The sequence below is a fragment of the Streptococcus sp. CL6.22 genome (assembly GCF_049738055.1).
GTDB classification, from domain to species: domain Bacteria; phylum Bacillota; class Bacilli; order Lactobacillales; family Streptococcaceae; genus Streptococcus; species Streptococcus mitis_DJ.
In genome coordinates this window covers 1-22,549 of record NZ_JBKOTV010000002.1, presented here as the reverse complement: position 1 = coordinate 22,549, position 22,549 = coordinate 1, and the positions used below count along the sequence as shown (strand labels likewise).

The 22,549-nt window shown below is 40.3% G+C and carries 24 protein-coding genes; 23 read left to right on the top strand and 1 reads right to left on the bottom strand.

The genetic code is table 11. The features are described from left to right. Window positions 1-2: 2 nt before the first annotated feature. The 15 genes from cbpE (at window position 3) to ACLNCW_RS01030 (ending at window position 13,937) form a co-directional block, all read left to right on the top strand. Window positions 3-1,886 (top strand): phosphorylcholine esterase CbpE, encoded by a 1,884-nt coding sequence (cbpE, locus tag ACLNCW_RS01100; RefSeq protein WP_424845220.1) that lies wholly within the window; start codon window positions 3-5, stop codon window positions 1,884-1,886. A 100-nt stretch (window positions 1,887-1,986) separates the two neighbouring features. Further along, a complete protein-coding gene (gene proB / locus ACLNCW_RS01095) occupies window positions 1,987-3,096 on the top strand; it encodes a glutamate 5-kinase (protein WP_023947776.1) in 1,110 nt (369 codons plus the stop codon). A gap of 9 nt (window positions 3,097-3,105) precedes the next feature. After that, on the top strand, window positions 3,106-4,368 hold the full coding sequence (locus ACLNCW_RS01090) for a glutamate-5-semialdehyde dehydrogenase (RefSeq protein WP_424845219.1): 1,263 nt from the start codon (window positions 3,106-3,108) through the stop codon (window positions 4,366-4,368). A 3-nt stretch (window positions 4,369-4,371) separates the two neighbouring features. After that, window positions 4,372-5,169 carry a pyrroline-5-carboxylate reductase gene (proC, locus tag ACLNCW_RS01085; RefSeq protein WP_000689679.1) on the top strand — a complete coding sequence of 266 codons (798 nt, stop codon included), beginning with the start codon at window positions 4,372-4,374 and terminating at the stop codon, window positions 5,167-5,169. Window positions 5,170-5,397: 228 nt separating this feature from the next. Further along, window positions 5,398-6,036 carry a dTMP kinase gene (gene tmk, locus ACLNCW_RS01080; protein ID WP_424845218.1) on the top strand — a complete coding sequence of 213 codons (639 nt, stop codon included), beginning with the start codon at window positions 5,398-5,400 and terminating at the stop codon, window positions 6,034-6,036. Then, window positions 6,033-6,917, top strand: a complete 885-nt coding sequence (locus ACLNCW_RS01075; RefSeq protein ID WP_424845217.1) for a DNA polymerase III subunit delta' — start codon at window positions 6,033-6,035, stop codon at window positions 6,915-6,917. Before tmk ends, ACLNCW_RS01075 begins: the two co-directional genes overlap by 4 nt. 39 nt (window positions 6,918-6,956) lie before the next feature. Then, complete coding sequence (yabA, locus tag ACLNCW_RS01070) at window positions 6,957-7,274, top strand: DNA replication initiation control protein YabA (RefSeq protein WP_000358228.1); 318 nt, start codon at window positions 6,957-6,959, stop codon at window positions 7,272-7,274. A 2-nt stretch (window positions 7,275-7,276) separates the two neighbouring features. Continuing rightward, window positions 7,277-8,155 (top strand): 16S rRNA (cytidine(1402)-2'-O)-methyltransferase, encoded by an 879-nt coding sequence (rsmI, locus tag ACLNCW_RS01065; RefSeq protein WP_424845216.1) that lies wholly within the window; start codon window positions 7,277-7,279, stop codon window positions 8,153-8,155. A 236-nt stretch (window positions 8,156-8,391) separates the two neighbouring features. Continuing rightward, entirely contained in the window at window positions 8,392-9,726 is a 1,335-nt protein-coding gene (trmFO, locus tag ACLNCW_RS01060) for a methylenetetrahydrofolate--tRNA-(uracil(54)-C(5))-methyltransferase (FADH(2)-oxidizing) TrmFO (RefSeq protein WP_424845215.1), read from the top strand. A gap of 83 nt (window positions 9,727-9,809) precedes the next feature. Next, window positions 9,810-10,547, top strand: a complete 738-nt coding sequence (gene pyrH / locus ACLNCW_RS01055; RefSeq protein ID WP_000002996.1) for a UMP kinase — start codon at window positions 9,810-9,812, stop codon at window positions 10,545-10,547. Window positions 10,548-10,555: 8 nt separating this feature from the next. Beyond that, window positions 10,556-11,113, top strand: coding sequence for a ribosome recycling factor (frr, locus tag ACLNCW_RS01050; protein ID WP_001262225.1), 558 nt, complete (start codon window positions 10,556-10,558; stop codon window positions 11,111-11,113). Between the two features lie 59 nt (window positions 11,114-11,172). Then, a complete protein-coding gene (cvfB, locus tag ACLNCW_RS01045) occupies window positions 11,173-12,027 on the top strand; it encodes an RNA-binding virulence regulatory protein CvfB (RefSeq protein ID WP_308525693.1) in 855 nt (284 codons plus the stop codon). Window positions 12,028-12,038: 11 nt separating this feature from the next. Continuing rightward, complete coding sequence (locus ACLNCW_RS01040) at window positions 12,039-12,596, top strand: GrpB family protein (RefSeq protein ID WP_424845214.1); 558 nt, start codon at window positions 12,039-12,041, stop codon at window positions 12,594-12,596. A 45-nt stretch (window positions 12,597-12,641) separates the two neighbouring features. Further along, window positions 12,642-12,857: a YozE family protein gene (locus ACLNCW_RS01035; RefSeq protein WP_049488667.1), complete on the top strand. Its 216-nt coding sequence runs from the start codon at window positions 12,642-12,644 to the stop codon at window positions 12,855-12,857. Between the two features lie 84 nt (window positions 12,858-12,941). Beyond that, on the top strand, window positions 12,942-13,937 hold the full coding sequence (locus ACLNCW_RS01030) for a PhoH family protein (RefSeq protein ID WP_049543507.1): 996 nt from the start codon (window positions 12,942-12,944) through the stop codon (window positions 13,935-13,937). Window positions 13,938-13,993: 56 nt separating this feature from the next. Here the strand turns inward: ACLNCW_RS01030 and ald are convergent, their stop codons facing one another. Next, window positions 13,994-15,106 (bottom strand): alanine dehydrogenase, encoded by a 1,113-nt coding sequence (ald, locus tag ACLNCW_RS01025; protein WP_424845213.1) that lies wholly within the window; start codon window positions 15,104-15,106, stop codon window positions 13,994-13,996. A gap of 304 nt (window positions 15,107-15,410) precedes the next feature. On the opposite strand from ald, the gene ACLNCW_RS01020 reads away from it, so the two are divergent. The 8 genes from ACLNCW_RS01020 to ACLNCW_RS00985 all read left to right on the top strand — a co-directional run. Next, a complete protein-coding gene (locus ACLNCW_RS01020; protein WP_424845212.1) occupies window positions 15,411-15,989 on the top strand; it encodes a hypothetical protein in 579 nt (192 codons plus the stop codon). After that, window positions 15,986-16,528 carry a hypothetical protein gene (locus tag ACLNCW_RS01015; RefSeq protein WP_424845211.1) on the top strand — a complete coding sequence of 181 codons (543 nt, stop codon included), beginning with the start codon at window positions 15,986-15,988 and terminating at the stop codon, window positions 16,526-16,528. Before ACLNCW_RS01020 ends, ACLNCW_RS01015 begins: the two co-directional genes overlap by 4 nt. A gap of 11 nt (window positions 16,529-16,539) precedes the next feature. Continuing rightward, window positions 16,540-17,103 (top strand): hypothetical protein, encoded by a 564-nt coding sequence (locus tag ACLNCW_RS01010; RefSeq protein WP_261014206.1) that lies wholly within the window; start codon window positions 16,540-16,542, stop codon window positions 17,101-17,103. 114 nt (window positions 17,104-17,217) lie between these two features. After that, window positions 17,218-18,219, top strand: a complete 1,002-nt coding sequence (locus ACLNCW_RS01005; protein ID WP_424845210.1) for a hypothetical protein — start codon at window positions 17,218-17,220, stop codon at window positions 18,217-18,219. Window positions 18,220-18,409: 190 nt separating this feature from the next. Then, window positions 18,410-18,979, top strand: a complete 570-nt coding sequence (locus ACLNCW_RS01000) for a GNAT family N-acetyltransferase (protein ID WP_424845209.1) — start codon at window positions 18,410-18,412, stop codon at window positions 18,977-18,979. Between the two features lie 66 nt (window positions 18,980-19,045). Beyond that, window positions 19,046-19,696 (top strand): helix-hairpin-helix domain-containing protein, encoded by a 651-nt coding sequence (locus ACLNCW_RS00995; RefSeq protein WP_424845208.1) that lies wholly within the window; start codon window positions 19,046-19,048, stop codon window positions 19,694-19,696. Next, window positions 19,680-21,920, top strand: a complete 2,241-nt coding sequence (locus ACLNCW_RS00990) for a DNA internalization-related competence protein ComEC/Rec2 (RefSeq protein ID WP_424845207.1) — start codon at window positions 19,680-19,682, stop codon at window positions 21,918-21,920. Before ACLNCW_RS00995 ends, ACLNCW_RS00990 begins: the two co-directional genes overlap by 17 nt. A 389-nt stretch (window positions 21,921-22,309) precedes the next feature. After that, the coding region (locus ACLNCW_RS00985; protein WP_424845206.1) for an ATP-binding cassette domain-containing protein at window positions 22,310-22,549 on the top strand (240 nt) is incomplete at its 3' end.

Below are 22,549 nucleotides of genomic sequence, written 5' to 3'. Positions count from 1 at the left end.
GAATGAAAGAGAAATTGATTAGTTTAGCACTTGCAAGCACTTTTTTAAGTTTATCATGGTATGGGAATGTTCAAGCTCAAGAAAGTTCAGGAAATAAAATCCACTTTATCAATGTTCAAGAAGGTGGCAGTGATGCGATTATTCTTGAAAGCAACGGACATTTTGCCATGATTGATACAGGAGAAGATTATGATTTCCCAGATGGAAGTGATTCTCGCTATCCATGGAGAGAAGGAATTGAAACATCTTATAAGCATGTTCTGACAGACCGTGTTTCGCGACATTTAAAGGAATTGGGTGTCCAAAAACTTGATTTTATTTTGGTAACCCATACCCATAGTGACCATATTGGAAACGTTGATGAGTTACTGCAAACCTATCCAGTTGGTCGTATCTACATGAAAAAATACTCTGATAGTCGGATTACAACACCAACTCATCTATGGGATAATCTGTATGGCTATGATAAGGTTTTACAGACTGCCGCTGAAAAAGGTGTTTCAGTTATTCAAAACATCACGCAAGGGGATGCTCATTTTCAGTTTGGGGACATGGATATTCAGCTCTATAATTATGAAAATGAAACTGATTCATCAGGTGAATTAAAGAAAATTTGGGATGACAATTCCAATTCCTTGATTAGCGTGGTGAAAGTCAATGGTAAGAAAATTTACCTTGGGGGCGACTTAGATAATGTTCATGGAGCAGAAGACAAGTATGGTCCTCTCATTGGAAAAGTTGATTTGATGAAGTTTAACCATCACTATGATACCAATAAATCAAACACCAAGGAATTCATTAAAAATTTGAGTCCGAGTTTGATTGTTCAAACTTCGGATAGTTTACCTTGGAAAACTGGTGTTGATAGTGAGTATGTCAATTGGCTCAAAGAACGAGGAATTGAGAGAATCAACGCAGCCAGCAAAGACTATGATGCGACAGTTTTTGATATTCGAAAAGACGGTTTAGTAAACATTTCAACTTCCTACAAGCCGATTCCAAGTTTTCAAGCTGGTTGGCATAAGAGTGCATATGGAAACTGGTGGTATCAAGCGCCTGATTCTACAGGAGAGTATGCTGTCGGTTGGAATGAAATCAAAGGTGAGTGGTATTACTTCAACCAAACGGGTATCTTGTTACAGAATCAATGGAAAAAATGGAACAATCGTTGGTTCTATTTCACAGACTCTGGTGCTTCTGCTAAAAATTGGAAAAAAATCGATGGAAACTGGTATTATTTCAACAAAGAAAATCAGATGGAGACTGGTTGGCTTAATACTGGCGGTCAGACCTATTATCTATCAAATGATGGGGATATGATAACAGGATGGCGTAAGATTGATGGACAATGGTACTATTTTGCTCAATCAGGGGAAATGAAAACGAGCTGGGTAAAAGATAAAGAAACCTGGTACTATATGGATTCTACTGGTACCATGAAGACAGGCGAGATAGAAGTTTCTGGTCATCATTACTATCTAGAAGAATCAGGAGCTATGAAGCAAGGCTGGCTTAAAAAGGCAAATGATTGGTATTTCTACAAGACAGATGGTTCACGAGCTATAGGTTGGATTAAAGACAAGGATAAATGGTACTTCTTGAAAGAAAATGGTCAATTACTTGTGAATGGTAAGACACCAGAAGGCTATACTGTTGATTCAAGTGGTGCCTGGTTAGTGGATGTTCCGGTAGAGAAATCTGCTACAACTAGAGATACAAGTAACTCAGAAATAAAAGAATCCAATGAAGTAGTGAAAAAAGATCTTGAAAATAAAGAAACGAGTCAACACGAAAGTATTACAAGTTCTTCAACTAGTCAAGATTTGACTTCTTCAACTTCACAAAGCTCTGAAACGAGTGCAAATAAATCGGAATCAGAACAGTAGTAAAAAAGAAGGTTTTAGGGCCTTCTTTTTCCTATCAACTCTTTTCTATTTACTGTCATTCATGTTATAATGGATAAATATGAAGAATCGGAGTGAGACTATGAAATACAAACGGATTGTCTTTAAGGTGGGGACTTCTTCTCTGACAAATGAGGATGGAAGTTTATCACGTAGTAAGGTAAAGGCTATTACCCAGCAATTGGCTATGTTGCACGAAGCTGGTCATGAATTGATTTTGGTGTCGTCAGGTGCCATTGCTGCAGGTTTTGGGGCCTTAGGATTTAAAAAGCGTCCGACTAAGATTGCTGATAAACAGGCTTCAGCAGCGGTAGGACAAGGGCTTTTGTTGGAAGAATACACGACCAATCTTCTCTTGCGCCAAATCGTTTCTGCACAAATCTTACTGACTCAGGATGATTTTGTGGATAAGCGCCGTTATAAAAATGCCCATCAGGCTTTGTCAGTTCTACTTAGCCGTGGCGCGATTCCTATCATAAATGAGAATGATAGTGTCGTCATTGATGAGCTCAAGGTTGGCGACAATGATACTCTGAGTGCACAGGTAGCGGCCATGGTCCAAGCAGACCTTTTGGTCCTCCTGACAGACGTAGACGGTCTTTATACTGGAAATCCTAATTCAGATCCAACAGCCAAACGCTTGGAGAAAATCGAGACTATCAATCGTGAGATTATTGATATGGCCGGTGGGGCAGGTTCTTCAAACGGAACTGGGGGCATGCTAACAAAAATCAAGGCTGCAACTATTGCGACAGAATCAGGAGTTCCTGTTTATATCTGCTCATCCTTGAAGTCAGATGCCATGATTGAGGCAGCTGAGGAGACCAAGGATGGTTCCTACTTTGTTGCTCAAGAGAAGGGACTTCGTACCCAGAAACAATGGCTGGCCTTTTATGCTCAGAGTCAAGGTTCTATTTGGGTTGATAAAGGGGCTGCAGAAGCTCTTTCTCAACATGGAAAGAGTCTTCTCTTATCTGGTGTTGTTGACGCAGAAGGATCCTTTTCTTACGGTGATATCGTGACAGTATTTGACAAGGAAAGTGGAAAATCACTTGGAAAAGGACGTGTGCAATTTGGAGCATCTGCTTTGGAGGATATGTTGCGTTCTCAAAAAGCCAAGGGGGTCTTGATTCACCGTGACGATTGGATTTCCATTACTCCTGAAATCCAACTACTCTTTACAGAATTTTAGAGGTAAACTATGGTAAGTACACAAGAACAATTTGAACAGGTACAGGCTGTTAAAAAATCAATCAACACAGCCAGTGAAGTCGTGAAAAACCAAGCTCTGCTAGCCATGGCTGATCACTTAGTGGCTGCTACTGAGGAAATTTTAGCGGCCAATGCCCTCGATATGGAAGCTGCTAAGGGTAAAATCTCAGATGTGATGCTGGATCGTCTTTATTTGGATGCAGGGCGTATAGAAGCAATGGCAACTGGGATTCGTGAAGTGGTTGCCTTACCAGATCCAATCGGTGAAGTTTTGGAAACCAATCATCTTGAAAATGGTTTGGTTATCACAAAGAAACGGGTGGCTATGGGGATTATTGGTATTATCTATGAAAGTCGTCCAAATGTGACGTCTGACGCGGCTGCTTTGGCTCTTAAAAGTGGAAATGCAGTTGTTCTTCGTAGTGGTAAGGATGCCTATCAAACGGCCCATGCCATTGTCACAGCCTTGAAGAAGGGTTTGGAGACAACGACCATTCATCCAGATGTGATTCAACTAGTGGAAGATACCAGCCGTGAAAGTAGCTATGCTATGATGAAGGCCAAGGGCTATCTAGACCTGCTCATTCCTCGTGGAGGGGCTGGTTTGATCAATGCAGTGGTTGAAAATGCTATTGTACCAGTTATCGAGACAGGAACTGGGATTGTCCATGTTTATGTCGATAAGGACGCAGATGAGGACAAGGCACTGTCTATCATCAACAATGCCAAAACTAGTCGTCCTTCTGTCTGCAATGCCATGGAGGTTCTACTTGTTCATGAAGACAAAGCAGCAAGCTTCCTTCCTCGCTTGGAGCAAGTTCTAGTTGCAGAGCGCAAGGAAGCTGGACTGGAGCCAATTCAATTCCGTGTAGATAGCACAGCAAGTCAGTTTGTTTCAGGTCGAGTAGCTGAGGCCCAAGACTTTGACACCGAGTTTTTAGACTATGTACTAGCTGTTAAGGTTGTGAGCAGTTTAGAAGAAGCAGTTGCTCATATTGAAACCCACAGTACCCATCATTCGGATGCCATTGTGACGGAGAATGCTGAAGTTGCAGCTTACTTTACAGATCAAGTAGACTCTGCAGCAGTCTATGTCAATGCCTCAACGCGTTTCACCGATGGTGGCCAATTTGGTCTGGGTTGTGAAATGGGAATTTCTACTCAAAAACTGCACGCGCGTGGTCCAATGGGCTTGAAAGAATTGACCAGCTACAAGTATGTGGTTACTGGTGACGGACAGATAAGGGAGTAAAAAATGAAGATTGGATTTATTGGTTTGGGAAATATGGGAGCTAGCTTGGCCAAGGCTGTTTTGCAGGCCAAGACGGGTGATGACCTTCTCCTTGCCAATCGCAGTCAAGCCAAGGTGGATGCTTTCATTGCCGACTTTGGCGGTCAAGCTTCTAGCAATGAAGAAATCTTTGCAGAAGCAGATGTGATTTTTCTAGGTGTTAAGCCAGCTCAGTTCTCAGACTTGCTTTCTCAATATCAGACCATTCTTGAAAAACGAGGGAGTCTTCTTTTGATTTCGATGGCAGCTGGATTGACTTTGGAAAAACTCGCTAATCTTCTGCCAAGTCAACACCGAATTATTCGTATGATGCCGAATACCCCTGCTTCTATCGGGCAAGGAGTGATTAGTTATGCCTTGTCTCCTAATTGCAGGGCTGAGGACAGTGAGCTATTTTGTCAGCTTTTAAGCAAGGCTGGCCTCTTGGTTGAACTTGGGGAAGGCTTAATCGACGCGGCGACAGGTCTTGCAGGTTGTGGGCCGGCCTTTGTCTATCTCTTTATTGAGGCCTTGGCAGATGCAGGTGTTCAGACTGGATTGCCACGAGAGACAGCATTGAAAATGGCGGCTCAAACAGTGGTAGGAGCTGGTCAATTGGTCCTAGAAAGCCAAGAGCATCCTGGAGTATTGAAAGACCAAGTCTGCAGCCCAGGAGGTTCGACTATTGCTGGTGTAGCGAGCTTAGAAGCGCATGCTTTTAGAGGAACGGTCATGGAGGCAGTTGGTCAAGCCTACAAACGAACACAAGAATTAGGTAAATAAGAGGTAGTTTTGTCTGCCTCTTTTATGGTGGCTGATACTCTTCGAAAATCTCTTCAAACTGCGTCAGATTCCATCTGCAACCTCAAAACAGTGTTTTGAGCAACCTGCGGCTAGCTTCCTAGTTTGCTCTTTGATTTTCATTGAGTATTAAATGAGAAGACAAAAAAGATTGTCACAAACCCCTATTTTTTGATAGAATAGAAGTAGTAAAAAAGAAATGAGTTAGACATGTCAAAAGGATTTTTAGTCTCTCTTGAGGGACCAGAGGGAGCAGGAAAGACCAGTGTTTTAGAGGCTCTGCTACCAATTTTAGAGGAAAAAGGGGTAGAGGTGCTGACGACCCGTGAACCTGGCGGAGTCTTGATTGGGGAGAAGATTCGGGAAGTGATTTTGGACCCAAGTCATACTCAGATGGATCCTAAAACGGAACTCCTTCTCTATATCGCCAGTCGCAGACAGCACTTGGTGGAAAAAGTTCTCCCTGCCCTTGAAGCTGGCAAGTTGGTCATTATGGATCGCTTCATCGATAGTTCTCTTGCCTATCAGGGATTTGGTCGTGGCTTGAATATTGACGCCATTGATTGGCTCAATCAGTTTGCGACAGATGGCCTTAAACCCGATTTGACCCTCTATTTTGACATCGAGGCGGAAGCAGGACTGGCTCGCATTGCGGCTAATAGCAATCGTGAGGTCAATCGTTTGGACTTAGAAGGTTTGGACTTGCATAAAAAAGTCCGTCAAGGTTACCTTTCTCTTCTGGACAAAGAAGGAAATCGCATAGTCAAGATTGATGCGAGTCTTCCTTTGGAGCAAGTTGTGGAAACTACCAAGGCTGTCTTGTTTGACAGAATGGGCTTGGCCAAATGAAACAAGATCAACTAAAAGATTGGCAACCAGACCAGTTTGACCGCTTTGTTCGTATCCTAGAACAAGACCAGCTCAATCATGCCTATCTCTTTTCAGGTTTCTTTGGAAGCTTGGAAATGGCGCAGTTTTTGGCTAAGAGCCTCTTTTGTACGGATAAAGTAGGCGTTTTACCATGTGAGAAATGCCGAAATTGTAAGCTGATTGAACTGGGAGAATTTCCCGATGTCACTTTGATTAAGCCAGTCAATCAGGTCATCAAGACAGAACGGATTCGAGAATTGGTGGGCCAGTTTTCCCAAGCAGGGATTGAAAGTCAGCAACAGGTCTTTATTATCGAGCAAGCTGAGAAAATGCATCCTAATGCAGCCAATTCTCTGCTCAAGGTCATCGAAGAACCCCAGAGCGAGGTTTATATTTTCTTCTTGACCAGCGATGAGGAAAAGATTTTACCGACAATCCGCAGTCGAACCCAGATTTTCCACTTTAAAAAGCAAGAAGAGAAGCTCATCCATCAATTAGAACAAGCAGGTCTGGTCAAGAAAAAAGCAACTCTTTTAGCCCAGTTTAGTCAATCGCGAGCTGAAGCAGAAAAGTTAGCCAATCAGGCAAGTTTTTGGATCTTGGTTGATGAAAGTGAACGCCTGCTGACTTGGTTAGTAGCTAAGAAAAAAGAAAGTTATTTGCAAGTTGCCAAACTAGCTAGCTTGGCAGATGATAAGGAAAAACAAGATCAGGTTTTACGGATTCTTGAAGTCCTCTGTGGACAAGATATCCTACAAGCAAGAGTGATTCTACAAGATTTGCTAGAAGCTAGAAAAATGTGGCAAGCTAATGTCAGCTTTCAAAATGCCATGGAATATCTGGTCTTGAAAGAAATGTAAACTCAAAAATGAACGATAAAGAAAGGAAAGGGCTGTTTTATGGACAAAAAAGAATTATTTGACGCGCTGGATGATTTTTCCCAACAGTTATTGGTAACCTTGGCCGATGTGGAAGCCATCAAGAAAAATCTCAAGAGCCTGGTAGAGGAAAATACAGCTCTTCGTTTGGAAAATAGTAAGTTGCGAGAACGCTTGGGTGAGGTGGAGGCAGACGCTCCTGTCAAGGCCAAGCATGTTCGCGAAAGTGTTCGTCGCATTTACCGTGATGGATTTCACGTATGTAATGATTTTTATGGACAACGTCGAGAGCAGGACGAGGAATGTATGTTCTGTGATGAGTTGTTATACAGGGAGTAGGCATGCAGATTCAAAAAAGTTTTAAGGGGCAGTCTCCCTACGGCAAGCTGTATCTAGTGGCAACGCCGATTGGCAATCTAGATGATATGACCTTTCGTGCTATCCAGACCTTGAAGGAAGTGGATTATATTGCGGCTGAGGACACGCGCAATACAGGTCTTTTGCTCAAGCATTTTGATATTTCCACCAAGCAGATTAGTTTTCATGAGCACAATGCCAAGGAAAAAATTCCTGATTTGATTGGTTTCCTGAAAGCAGGACAAAGTATTGCTCAAGTTTCCGATGCGGGTTTGCCTAGTATCTCAGACCCTGGTCATGATTTGGTTAAGGCAGCTATTGAGGAAGAAATTGCAGTTGTCACTGTTCCAGGTGCCTCTGCAGGAATTTCTGCCTTGATCGCTAGTGGTTTAGCGCCACAGCCACATATCTTTTACGGCTTTTTACCGAGAAAGTCAGGCCAGCAAAAGCAATTTTTCGACTCGAAAAAAGACTATCCTGAAACACAAATTTTCTATGAATCCCCTCATCGTGTAGCAGATACGTTGGAAAATATGCTAGCAGTTTATGGCGACCGCTCGGTGGTCTTGGTTAGAGAATTGACCAAAATCTATGAAGAATACCAAAGAGGTACAATTTCTGAATTGCTGGAAAGCATCGCTGAAACGCCACTTAAGGGAGAATGCCTTCTCATCGTTGAAGGTGCCAGTCAGGATGTAGAAGAAAAAGACGAGGAAGACTTATTTTCAGAAATCCAAGCCCGTATCCAGCAAGGCATGAAGAAAAATCAAGCCATTAAGGAAGTCGCTAAGATTTACCAGTGGAATAAAAGTCAGCTATACGCTGCCTACCACGACTGGGAAGAAAATCAAGAAAATGACTAAACAGGGAAGTTTGCCTTCTTCCCTTTTTTTGTTATACTAGTAGAAGAAAAAAATAGAAAGATTTGTGGGAGTGAAAAAGTCCGGGGGACTTTTTCAGCATGAGCCAAGAAATTCGAGAGGGAGGAAAGTCCTGTGGACTTTTTCAGCCTGAGCCAGGAAATTCGAAAGCGAAGTAAGTCCGATTGGCTTTTTCAATGTGAACCTTGTCTTCACACTCCCAAAGAGGTATTAGTGTCGTGTCTCAATCTTATATCAATGTTATCGGTGCTGGTTTGGCAGGTTCTGAAGCTGCCTACCAAATTGCAGAACGTGGTATTCCAGTTAAACTTTATGAAATGCGTGGTGTCAAGTCAACACCCCAGCACAAAACAGACAATTTTGCTGAGTTGGTTTGTTCCAATTCTCTTCGTGGGGATGCTTTGACAAATGCAGTGGGTCTCCTCAAGGAAGAAATGCGTCGCTTGGGTTCAGTTATTTTGAAATCTGCTGAGGCTACACGTGTTCCCGCTGGAGGAGCTCTTGCGGTGGACCGTGATGGTTTCTCCCAAATGGTGACCGAAAAAGTTGCCAACCATCCTTTGATTGAAGTGGTTCGTGATGAAATTACAGAATTGCCGACAGATATTATCACAGTTGTCGCTACTGGTCCGTTGACTAGCGATGCCCTGGCTGAAAAGATTCATGCCCTTAATGATGGCGATGGTTTCTATTTCTACGATGCGGCAGCGCCTATTATCGATGTCAACACCATTGATATGAGCAAGGTCTATCTCAAGTCTCGATACGATAAGGGAGAAGCGGCTTACCTTAACGCTCCTATGACTAAGCAAGAGTTTATGGATTTCCATGAAGCCTTGGTTAATGCGGAAGAAGCACCGCTCAATTCTTTTGAAAAAGAAAAGTACTTTGAAGGCTGTATGCCTATCGAAGTCATGGCTAAACGAGGTATTAAAACCATGCTCTATGGCCCTATGAAGCCAGTTGGACTTGAGTATCCAGACGATTACACAGGCCCTCGTGATGGAGAATTCAAAACACCTTATGCGGTTGTGCAACTTCGTCAGGATAATGCGGCTGGTAGTCTCTACAATATTGTTGGTTTCCAAACCCACCTCAAATGGGGAGAACAAAAGCGTGTCTTCCAAATGATTCCAGGCCTTGAAAATGCGGAGTTTGTACGTTATGGTGTCATGCACCGCAATTCTTATATGGATTCACCAAATCTTCTTGAGCAAACCTATCGTTCCAAGAAACAGCCAAATCTCTTCTTTGCTGGTCAAATGACGGGTGTGGAAGGCTATGTAGAGTCAGCTGCGTCAGGATTAGTTGCGGGAATTAACGCGGCTCGTCTTTTCAAGGGAGAAAGTGAAGCAATCTTCCCAGAGACAACAGCGATTGGAAGTCTAGCTCATTACATCACCCATGCGGACAGCAAACATTTCCAACCAATGAATGTCAATTTTGGAATCATCAAGGAGTTGGAAGGCGAACGTATTCGTGATAAGAAGGCTCGTTATGAAAAAATTGCAGAGCGTGCCCTCAGCGCTTTAGAGGAATTTTTAACTGTCTAATTTTTTTGAAAGAATTGCTCATGATACTATAAAAATCTTAGAAATTGTGATAAAATAGGTAGGATAAAAGAAGGAGAGTGAAAATGGCGAATCCCAAGTATAAACGTATTTTAATTAAGTTATCAGGTGAAGCCCTTGCCGGTGAACGTGGCGTAGGGATTGATATCCAAACAGTTCAAACAATCGCAAAAGAGATTCAAGAAGTTCATAGCTTAGGTATCGAAATTGCCCTTGTTATTGGTGGAGGAAATCTCTGGCGTGGTGAACCTGCAGCAGAAGCAGGTATGGACCGCGTTCAGGCAGATTACACAGGAATGCTTGGGACTGTTATGAATGCTCTTGTGATGGCAGATTCATTGCAGCAAGTTGGGGTCGATACGCGTGTACAAACAGCGATTGCTATGCAACAAGTGGCAGAGCCTTATGTCCGTGGACGTGCCCTTCGTCACCTTGAAAAAGGCCGTATCGTTATCTTTGGTGCCGGAATTGGTTCACCTTACTTCTCAACAGATACAACAGCGGCTCTTCGTGCAGCTGAAATCGAAGCGGATGCTATCCTTATGGCTAAAAATGGCGTAGATGGTGTTTACAATGCCGATCCTAAGAAGGACAAGACCGCTGTTAAATTTGAAGAATTGACCCACCGTGACGTTATCAATAAAGGTCTCCGTATCATGGACTCAACAGCTTCAACCCTCTCAATGGATAACGACATTGACTTGGTTGTCTTCAACATGAACCAACCAGGCAACATCAAACGTGTCGTATTTGGTGAAAATATCGGAACAACAGTTTCAAATAATATCGAAGAAAAGGAATAAGAAAGATTATGGCTAACGCAATTATTGAAAAAGCTAAAGAGAGAATGACCCAGTCTCACCAATCACTTGCTCGTGAATTTGGAGGTATCCGTGCTGGTCGTGCCAATGCAAGCTTGCTTGACCGTGTACATGTAGAATACTATGGAGTCGAAACTCCTCTTAACCAAATCGCTTCAATTACGATTCCAGAAGCGCGTGTTTTGTTGGTAACACCATTTGACAAGTCTTCATTGAAAGACATCGAACGTGCCTTGAACGCTTCTGATCTTGGTATCACACCAGCTAACGACGGTTCTGTTATTCGTTTGGTTATCCCTGCTCTTACAGAAGAAACTCGTCGTGACCTTGCTAAAGAAGTGAAGAAGGTCGGCGAAAATGCTAAAGTGGCTGTCCGCAATATCCGTCGCGATGCTATGGACGAAGCTAAGAAACAAGAAAAAGCAAAAGAAATCACTGAAGACGAATTGAAGACTCTTGAAAAAGATATTCAAAAAGTAACAGACGATGCTGTTAAACACATCGACGACATGACTGCCAACAAAGAGAAAGAACTTTTGGAAGTCTAAAAATAAACAGAAAAACTCAGTTGGCATTGCTGGCTGAGTTTTATTCGAAAGAAGGAAATATGAATACAAATCTTGCAAGTTTTATCGTTGGACTGATTATCGATGAAAATGACCGTTTTTACTTTGTGCAAAAGGATGGTCAAACCTATGCTCTTGCTAAGGAAGAAGGCCAACAAACAGTAGGGGATACGGTCAAAGGTTTTGCCTACACGGATATGAAGCAAAAACTCCGCCTGACCACTCTAGAAGTGACTGCCACTCAGGAACAATTTGGTTGGGGAACTGTAACGGAAGTTCGTAAAGACTTGGGTGTCTTTGTGGATACAGGCCTTCCTGACAAGGAAATCGTTGTGTCACTCGATATTCTCCCTGAGCTCAAGGAACTCTGGCCTAAGAAGGGCGACCAACTCTACATCCGTCTTGAAGTGGACAAGAAAGACCGTATCTGGGGACTCTTGGCTTATCAAGAAGACTTCCAACGTCTGGCTCGTCCTGCCTACAACAACATGCAGAACCAAAACTGGCCAGCCATTGTTTACCGCCTCAAGCTGTCAGGTACCTTTGTCTATCTGCCAGAAAATAACATGCTTGGCTTTATCCATCCTAGCGAGCGCTATGCAGAGCCACGTTTAGGTCAAGTTTTAGATGCGCGCGTTATTGGTTTCCGTGAAGTGGACCGTACCTTGAACCTTTCCCTTAAACCACGTTCTTTTGAGATGTTGGAAAATGATGCCCAGATGATTTTGACCTATTTGGAAAGCAATGGCGGTTTCATGACCTTAAATGATAAGTCATCCCCTGAGGACATCAAGGAAATCTTTGGTATCTCTAAAGGTCAGTTCAAGAAAGCACTCGGTGGCTTGATGAAGGCTGGTAAAATCAAGCAAGACCAGTTTGGGACAGAGTTGATCTAGGTCTTATAGACATGATAAAGAAATTTGAAGAAATGAGTTTAGAGGAACTCTGGCAACTTTTTCCTATTTTTCTAGTAGAGCACAAGTCAGAGTGGAAAGACTGGTATGAATTGGAGAAAACAAGTCTGAAAAAAATATTGGGTGCAAATTTTATTAAAAGAATAGAACATATCGGTAGCACTGCTATCCCTAATATTTGGGCCAAAAATATCGTTGATATTCTGCTAGAAGTAGGTAAAATAGAGGATTTAGCAAGAGTTAGGGATTTATTGGTGAAGAATGGTTGGCTAGTGATGTCGGAGAGTCCTACCAGGATTTCGCTAAATAAAGGATATACAGAACAGGGATTTGCTGAGAAAGTTTTTCATTTACATTTGCGAATGACGGGAGATCATGACGAGATTTATTTTAGAGATTATCTCTGCCAGCATCCAGATATTGCCCAAGCGTATCAGGAATTAAAACTAAGTTTATGGAAAGAATTTGAACACAATCGAGACGCCTATACAGATGCGAAAACGGATTTTATAAACCACTATGTGTCAGTGGCTAAGTCCAGTAATTTTTAAAAATCAGAAAAGTTTCATCAAAAAAAGTCTTGATAGGAGAAAGAATTGAGAAAATCATTTTACACTTGGCTCATGACCGAGCGCAATCCTAAAAGTAACAGTCCCAAGGCTATCTTGGCAGACCTTGCTTTTGAAGAATCAGCCTTTCCAAAACACACAGATGATTTTGATGAGGTGAGTCGCTTTTTAGAAGAACATGCCAGTTTCTCTTTTAACCTAGGAGACTTTGACGTTATTTGGCAAGAATACTTAGAACACTAGCATGATTCACTGGGTTTGGGCTAGTAATTTCTCCACCCCTTTGCTATAATAAAAAGAAATAAAAGGATTAGAGAGGTTCTTTATTTGAAGGAACATTCAATAGACATTCAACTGAGTCATCCAGATGATCTGTTTCATCTTTTTGGTTCCAATGAGCGCCATCTTCGTTTAATGGAAGAAGAGCTTGATGTGGTGATTCATGCTCGTACGGAGATTGTCCAGGTTTTGGGAGAAGAGTCTGCTTGCGAGGAAGCCCGTCAGGTTATTCAAGCTCTCATGGTCTTGGTGAACCGTGGGATGACCGTTGGTACGCCAGATGTGGTGACTGCAATTAGTATGGTCAAAAACGATGAAATTGATAAGTTTGTCGCCCTTTATGAAGAAGAAATCATCAAAGATAATACTGGGAAGCCTATCCGTGTCAAAACCTTGGGTCAAAAACTTTATGTGGACAGTGTCAAACAGCACGATGTGACCTTTGGAATTGGGCCAGCAGGTACAGGGAAGACCTTCCTTGCAGTGACCTTGGCTGTGACAGCTCTTAAACGTGGTCAGGTTAAGCGGATTATCCTAACACGCCCGGCAGTGGAAGCTGGCGAGAGTCTAGGTTTTCTTCCGGGTGATCTTAAAGAGAAGGTAGATCCTTACCTTCGACCTGTTTATGATGCCTTGTATCAGATTCTGGGAAAAGACCAAACAACTCGACTCATGGAGCGTGAAATTATCGAGATTGCGCCCCTTGCCTATATGCGTGGACGAACCTTGGATGATGCCTTTGTCATTCTCGATGAGGCGCAAAATACGACTATCATGCAGATGAAGATGTTCTTGACTCGTTTAGGTTTTAATTCTAAGATGATTGTCAATGGAGATATCAGTCAGATTGACCTTCCGCGTAACGTCAAGTCCGGTTTGATTGATGCTCAGGAAAAGCTCAAGAACATTCACCAGATTGACTTTGTTCATTTTTCAGCCAAGGATGTGGTTCGCCATCCAGTTGTCGCTCAGATTATCCGAGCTTATGAACCAGCTCCAATTAAAAATGAAGAGCGTGAAGAAATCCAAGAAGAAACAGAATAGCAAAAAAGAGCAGTTCAGGTGGAATTGCTCTTTCTTTTATCTGATAATTAGATTTTTTATACTAGTTCATCAATTGGAGTATGTTTTTGATCGAGACCTTGAGCTACTGGAAGACTGGTTAAGTAACCTTGATAAGTGGTAACACCTTGACGCAAGCCCTCATCCTCAGAGATTGCTTGCACAAAACCTTTACCAGCCAAAGCTTCGATATAAGGAAGAGTGACATTAGTTAGGGCGATGGTTGAAGTACGGGCAACTGCACCGGGGATGTTAGCAACGGCATAGTGGAGCACACCGTGTTTTTCATAGACAGGCTCATCGTGCGTTGTCACACGGTCAGCTGTCTCGATAACACCACCTTGGTCAACAGCAACGTCAACGATGACTGATCCTGGACGCATTTGCTTGACCATCTCCTCTGTCACCAATTTTGGTGCTTTGGCACCTGGGATGAGAACCGCTCCGATCACCACATCCGCATCTCTCACACTGGCTTCGATGTTGAAAGAATTTGACATAAGAGTTTGAATTTGGTGACCAAAGACCTCCTCTAAAACGGAGAGACGTTTAGCACTGATATCAAGGATGGTCACTTGCGCTCCCAATCCTAAAGCGATGCGGGCAGCATGGGTCCCTACGACACCACCACCGATGATGGTTACTTTTCCTTTAGGTACACCCGGTACACCACCCAGTAGGACGCCAGAACCTCCTGCTTGTTTGGTTAGGAAGTGAGCACCGATTTGGACTGCCATACGGCCTGCAACCTCACTCATAGGTACGAGGAGTGGTAATTGACCTTGGGAATCACGGACAGTCTCATAGGCAATCCCTGTTGTTTTTGATTCCAACATGGCATCTGCTAATTCTGGAGCAGCGGCCATGTGCAAGTAGGTGAAGAGAAGCAGGTCGTCACGTAAGTAACCATATTCAGAAGTTAATGGTTCTTTTACTTTCACGACTAACTCTGCAGCCCAAGCTTCACCAGAAGTAGCGACAATCTCAGCTCCTTGCTTTTGATAGTCATCATCAGTAAATCCTGAACCGAGACCAGCATTTGTTTCGATAAGGACGCGATGACCACGAACGACTAAGCTGTGGACACCAGCAGGTGTGAGGGCGACACGGTTTTCATTATTCTTAATTTCTTTTGGAATTCCGATTAACATAGAGAAAAACTCCCTTTCTATTGACGGGTTGTAAATGATTTATCACAATTATCTATAAAATAAGGTGATGATTTTATTCTATATGAAACCGCTTTAAAAATCAAGAAAAACTTGTTGTAACTTCTTTTTTATGCTAGACTGATAGAAAATACTTTTGAATGGTAGAAACGTATGGAATCATTCTTTTTAAAACTAGCCAGTATCCAATAGTGGAGACATAGCGTTTATTGCTTAGATTTCTAACTTTGGATGATATGGAAGCAATGTTTGAGTATGCATCAGATAAGAAAAATAGGAGATTCTCTTGGACGAAAAGCAAATTATAAAGTTAAAGGACGTTGAATTTGTAGGCATTGGTAATTTTGAAGGGGAAACAGTTTTTTTTGATAAGAAAACAGACAAGATGTTCTTAGGTCATTCTAAAAGAAAGTTTAAAGTGTCTCCTATCGCTTTCTCAACAGGAGTAGCACTTATCCTTTATGTGATTGTAAGAGAAATAACAAAAGTTCAGGTGTTTAGTGGTTTTTGGCCCTTGACTTTTGGTTTTTTTCTAATGATCATTGTCTCAAAACTCATCTACAGACCAGCTTTGAATGAAGAATTAACTATTAGTCCCTTTGTGCTTTCAAACGTTGATATGATAACTTTTCTTAAAAATGAGAAGAAAAATATAGTTAAGAGCTATCTAATTATATTATTGGCATTTCTTTTTCCAGTGCTTTTTTCTATAGTTTATTTATTGACTTCTAATTTTTTGTTTTTGTTTTTAGCCATTTTATTTTATATGTTTCCTCTATTGTTATTAAACACGAAACCAATACAGAGATTTAAAGTGGTTCATATGTTAGACAAAAAATATTCCACTAAGGAAAATGATATATGAAAAAATATTTAAAAAATATGGTTCCGATAGGAACAATTGATAAAAATCCAGTTTATTTTGATAAAAAAGATTCTAGTTTATACATAGTAAGAAAAAAGACTTCTTTTTTGGAAACTGCTGGCAGTAGCATGATCATGATTATTTATGTCATAATTGGAAAAGTTAATTCCAAATACTATTTAACCATTCTGGGAAGATATCAATTTCTAATGATTGGCATCCTAATTTCCTTTATAACAGCATTTGTTGTTTGTTATATGATCTTCCATCGTGAGAGAGAAGTGGAAAAACATCAATTAGAGGAAAAAGCAATGAGGGACTTTGTGTTAAGAGAGCGAAAAAATGTCTTCTTTACCTATTTATCTCTTATCATATTACCACTAATGATAATATTCTTTGCATACCTCTTTATCACATATGACAATATTTCATGGGGAGTTGTTTCAGTTTTATTTATGACTATATATTTTATGTTCTTTTATAATAAAGTATTTCAGAGAGGAAAAATCATAAATGAACTGTATAAAACTTATAAATGAGAAAGGTAATTATGAAAAGTAACACTAAGAATTTCATTGCTCTAGGTATATATCAGGGAAAATCTGTCTACTATAGCAATGAAAATCATCAACTGTTATATTCAATAAAGGATAAAACCAATGGAGCAACTGCTATTACTGGTTACAGTTCAATTGCTCTTATTTTATATAGTGTTTTAAGAAGTATAAGTAAAAATGGTAAAGTGCCAACAGATTTTCGGTTGTTGTCTTTGGTCCTTGCTTATATTATCATTAGTATTGGTAGCAGTCTATTCCTTTATTATGTTTTAAATCGTGTCATTGAGTTAGAAGAATTTCAAATTGATTTAAGAAATTATCAAAACTTTTTAAAGCAAGAAAAAAGGAATGTTTTAATATTATATATAACGATGCTCTGTTTTTTGATTATAGGAATAGTGACTGCAATCATTTTCATAAGTTCAGGTAATTATATTAGTCTTGTATTAACTTTATCATCATATTTTATTGTATACACTATTTTAAATACCAAATTGATTAAACGCGGCATGATATTGAGAAAGTTATACAAAGAATTAGAAAATAAAGATATTTAATTGAAAAATCGAGTTCTATACATTTTTTTAATTTATCGAAAAATTAGAATAAGCTGATTAAGCTGTGATTTTTAATTAAACGGATTTAGAGTTAGGTCAATTTAGGAGGTTAATGTGAAAGAAAAAACAGTGAAAGAAGTTGAAGAATTAAATAAAGCTTATTTTAAAATCTTAGCTAATACTCGCGCATCTGCAAGTATGATGGTTATTTCATGGACAGGAGTATTTATATTAGCACTAGAAATTTTCGCTTTTTATTATTATTTTGATACAGTTGCTATAATAAATCCATTTATGAATTGGTTCTTTGATTTACTCTTGATTTCTTGTTTCTACCTTATTATTGCATTTTTCATTCCATTAGTTGGTCTCTTTGTATATAAGAAGCAAATTTTGTCAACAATTTTTCTGCTACTAGTCTATATGGTCATATACTTTTCTCTGCAGTTGATGATGCTTTTGATTATAGTTACTTCTATTTCAACGAAGGAATTTACTATAGGATTCTCTCTATATTCTCCAATTTTTATTCCATTTTTAGTTATTTGTACAATTTGTAGTTTTATTTATCAGTATTTTTGGCTAAAAAGAGAGTTAAAAAAAGGTTTTTCTATCAATAGAACAATGGGTAATTATTTTGCAAAATCCAGTGCTTATAGTAAGAACTCTCTTCTTATTATTTTTATAGTTTCTATGATAGGCGGTCTTCTTTCAGGTAAATTGATACTTATTTTTGGAATTCTTGGAGCTCTTCTTTTCAGCTATGCATTTTCTCAATTGATTACAGAAGTCGCCTATCTTTTATATCTTAAAACTCAAAGCAAGGAATATTGGGAAGATGTACCTACGAAAAAAGAGACTTTTCGAGATTTATTTAAGGGTTTCAGTTTAAAGAAAGCAAAAATTCGTATCCCACTTGAGATTGTAGCTTTTGCAATATTATTAGGGATTATTAATTATAGTGGTTATTCAGATGAGAGCATTAAGCGACCTATTTGGCTGGTCTGGAGTGTCAAATTGTTCATCTATGCAATAGAACTGGATATTTTGGGAAGTTTTATTCTTTATGTTATAAAAAAAGTAAATACTAGATTCAAAAAAGGAAAGAAAAAATGATGAATCTTCATTGTCAGTAGGACTCTGAATTATGTAATTATTGATTTTAAGAAGCTTTTAGAAATGCTTCCAAATACCAGAAAACTCTCTGCTCTAGAATCAGTTATCTGGTATTCTTTGTTCGCGCTTCTTGCTGTAACTTCTTTTTTATGCTAGACTGATAGAAAATACTTTTGAATGGTAGAAACTTATGGAATCAATCTTTTTAAAACTAGCTCAGTATCCCATAGTCGAGACTGAGCGTTTATTGCTTAGACCTGTAACTTTGGATGATGCGCAAGAAATGTTTGACTATGCCTCGGACATAGAAAATACACGCTACACTTTTCCAACCAATCAAAGCTTGGAAGAAACCAAGAACAACATTGCTCAGTTCTACTTGGCCAATCCCTTGGGACGGTGGGGAATAGAACTAAAAAGCAATGGTCAGTTTATTGGAACCATTGACTTGCACAAGATTGATCCTGTTCTTAAGAAGGCAGCTATTGGCTACATTATCAATAAAAAGTATTGGAATCAAGGATTAACGACAGAAGCCAATCGTGCCGTGATTGAGCTGGCTTTTGAAAAGATTGGAATGAACAAGTTGACCGCCCTTCACGATAAGGACAATCCTGCATCTGGAAAGGTCATGGAGAAATCAGGCATGCTTTTTTCCTATGTAGAACCATATGCTTGTATGGACCAGCATGAAGAAGGCCGAATCGTTACAAGAGTTCATTATGTCTTGACCAAGGAAGACTATTTTGCAAATAAATAAGCAGTTGAGAAGAAATTTTCGACTGTTTTTTCTTTCTCTTACGAATAATCTAAGAGAGGAGAAAATATGGAAGCAATTATCGAGAAAATCAAAGAGTATAAAATCATCGTCATCTGTACTGGTCTGGGCTTGGTTGTAGGCGGATTTTTCCTGCTAAAGCCAGCTCCACACACACCTGTCAAAGAAACGAATTTGCAGGCTGAAGTTGCAGCTGTTTCCAAGGATTCGGTATCCGAAAAGGAAGTGAAGAAGGAAGAAAAGGAAGAACCCCTTGAACAAGATCTAATCACAGTAGATGTGAAGGGGGCTGTTAAATTGCCAGGGATTTATGATTTGCCTGTAGGTAGTCGAGTCAATGACGCTGTTCAGAAGGCAGGTGGCTTGACAGAGCAAGCAGACAGCAAGTCGCTCAATCTAGCTCAGAAAGTTAGTGATGAGGCTCTGGTTTACGTTCCAACTAAGGGAGAAGAATCAGCTAGTCAACAGGCAGGTTCTGGAGCGCTTTCTTCAACAAGCAAGGACAAGAAGGTCAATCTCAACAAGGCCAGTCTGGAAGAGCTTAAACAGGTTAAGGGACTGGGAGGAAAACGAGCTCAGGACATTATCGACCATCGTGAAACAAATGGGAAATTCAAGTCGGTTGATGAGCTCAAGAAGGTCTCTGGCATTGGTGCCAAAACGATAGAAAAGTTAAAAGACTATGTTACAGTGGATTAAGAAGTTCCCCATTCCCCTAATTTACCTGAGTTTTATGTTACTTTGGCTTTACTACGCTATTTTCTCAGCATCCTATCTTGCTTTGTTGGGCTTTGTTTTTCTGCTAGTCTGTCTCTTTATCCAATTTCCGTGGAAATCTGCAGGCAAAGTTCTAGTGATTTGTGGAATCTTTGGATTCTGGTTTCTGTTTCAAAATTGGCAACAGAGTCAAACTAGTCAAAATCTGGTAGATTCTGTCGAAAAGGTACGGATTTTGCCTGACACTATTAAGGTTAATGGTGATAGTCTATCCTTTCGTGGCAAGTCTGATGGACGCATTTTTCAAGTTTATTATAAACTCCAGTCCGAGGAGGAGAAAGAAGCCTTTCAAGCTTTAACAGCCCTTCATGATTTGGAACTTGAAGGAAAACTATCAGAGCCAGAAGGGCAGAGAAATTTTGGTGGCTTTGACTACCAAGCCTATCTGAAGACTCAGGGAATTTACCAGACACTCAATATCAAAAAAATCCAGTCCCTTAAACAGGTTAGCAGTTGGGATATAGGAGAAAATCTATCCAGTTTACGCCGAAAGGCTGTGGTTTGGATTAAGACACATTTTCCAGACCCTATGCGCAATTACATGACAGGGCTCTTGTTAGGACATCTGGACACCGACTTTGAGGAGATGAACGAGCTTTATTCTAGTCTAGGAATTATCCACCTCTTTGCCTTGTCGGGTATGCAGGTAGGCTTTTTCATGGATGGCTTTAAGAAACTCCTCTTGCGATTAGGCTTGACCCAAGAAAAGTTGAAATGGCTGACCTATCCCTTTTCCCTTATCTATGCAGGGCTGACAGGATTTTCAGCATCAGTCATTCGCAGTCTTTTGCAAAAGTTACTGGCTCAACATGGTGTTAAGGGCTTGGATAATTTTGCCTTGACGGTCCTTGTACTCTTTATCATTATGCCTAACTTTTTCCTGACGGCAGGAGGAGTTTTGTCATGTGCTTATGCTTTTATCTTGACCATGACCAGTAAAGAAGGGGAGGGGTTTAAGGCTATTGCCAGAGAAAGTCTGGTTATTTCTTTGGGAATATTACCCATTCTATCCTTCTATTTTGCGGAATTTCAACCTTGGTCCATCCTCTTGACCTTTGTCTTTTCCTTTCTTTTTGACTTGGTCTTCTTACCGCTCTTGTCTATCTTATTTGCCCTTTCCTTTCTCTATCCAGTCATTCAGCTGAATTTTATTTTTGAATGGTTGGAGGGGATGATTCGCTTTGTATCACAGGTGGCAAGTAGACCTCTGGTCTTTGGACAACCCAATGCATGGCTGTTGATACTACTATTAATTTCTTTGGCTTTAGTCTATGATTTGAGGAAAAATATCAAAAGAGTAGCTGGCTTCAGCTTACTGATTGTGGGTCTCTTTTTCTTGACCAAGCATCCACTGGAAAATGAAATTACCATGCTGGATGTGGGGCAAGGCGAAAGTATTTTCCTACGGGATGTAACTGGTAAGACTATTCTCATAGATGTCGGTGGCAAGGCAGAATCTGATAAGAAAATTGAAAAATGGCAAGAAAAGGCAACGACTAGCAATGCCCAGCGAACCTTGATTCCCTACCTCAAAAGTCGAGGAGTGGCCATGATTGACCAGCTAATTTTGACTAACACGGACAAGGAACATGTTGGTGATTTGCTGGAGGTGACCAAGGCATTCCATGTAGGCGAAATTTTAGTGTCAAAAGGCAGTTTGAAACAGAAGGAAATTGTTGCAGAACTAGAGGCAACTCAAACCAAGGTGCGCAGTGTGACAGCAGGAGAGAACTTGCCAATTTTTGGAAGTCAGTTAGAAGTCCTATCTCCAAGGAAAATTGGAGACGGAGGTCATGAAGATACCCTGGTTTTGTATGGAAAACTCTTGGATAAAAACTTTCTTTTCACTGGAAATTTGGAGGAGAAAGGAGAGAGGGACTTGCTGAGGCAATATCCTGACCTAGAAGTGGATGTTTTGAAATCTAGTCAACATGGCTCTAAAAAATCATCAAGTTCAGCCTTTCTAGAACAGCTCAAACCAGAGTTTACTCTCATTTCAGTTGGAAAGAACAATCGAACGAAACGCCCCCATCAGGAAACCTTGACTCGACTGGAAGGTATCAATAGTAAAGTTTACCGAACTGACCAGCAAGGAGCTATACGCTTTAAAGGGTGGAGGAGTTGGAAAATAGAAAGCGTTCGGTAGGAAGGAGACAAATATTATATATTAGTAAAACAAACTAAAAATCTATTGCATAATAATGATAAAAACGATATAATGAAAGCGTCTTCAATATCGGTGATATAAAACCATTAAAAATTAGCAAAAACCGTTTAATTAGTTAGTTTATGATCTATTGGTCTTTTTTAGTCCAGTGTATCTGCTGTTAGCGTTCTTAAAACTTATCGGTATGGTTGGAATACCTACTATAAGTCTAGTATGAATTGCTAGAGATATGACTATATTAATCCCCTGTTATGGTATCGTTATGACAGCTATTCAGAGTATAAAGTTGGTTCTGGCTGGAATTACGATTGTTATGAGGTACTAAACTACTACAGCGGAGGCTATTAATCCAAAAAGGAGGGCTAGGTATGTTGCATCTTACTCATGTGACCTTAAAAACGCGACAAGTCATTTTACAAGATGTTGATTTTACATTTGAAAAGGGTAGGATTTATGGTATTCTTGCTATCAATGGCTCTGGAAAGACGACACTGTTCCGCGCCATTAGCAATTTAATTCCTATAAGTAGTGGAAATATTGTAGCCCCTCCTTCTTTATTTTATTATGAAAGCATTGAATGGCTGGATGGAAACTTAAGTGGGATGGAT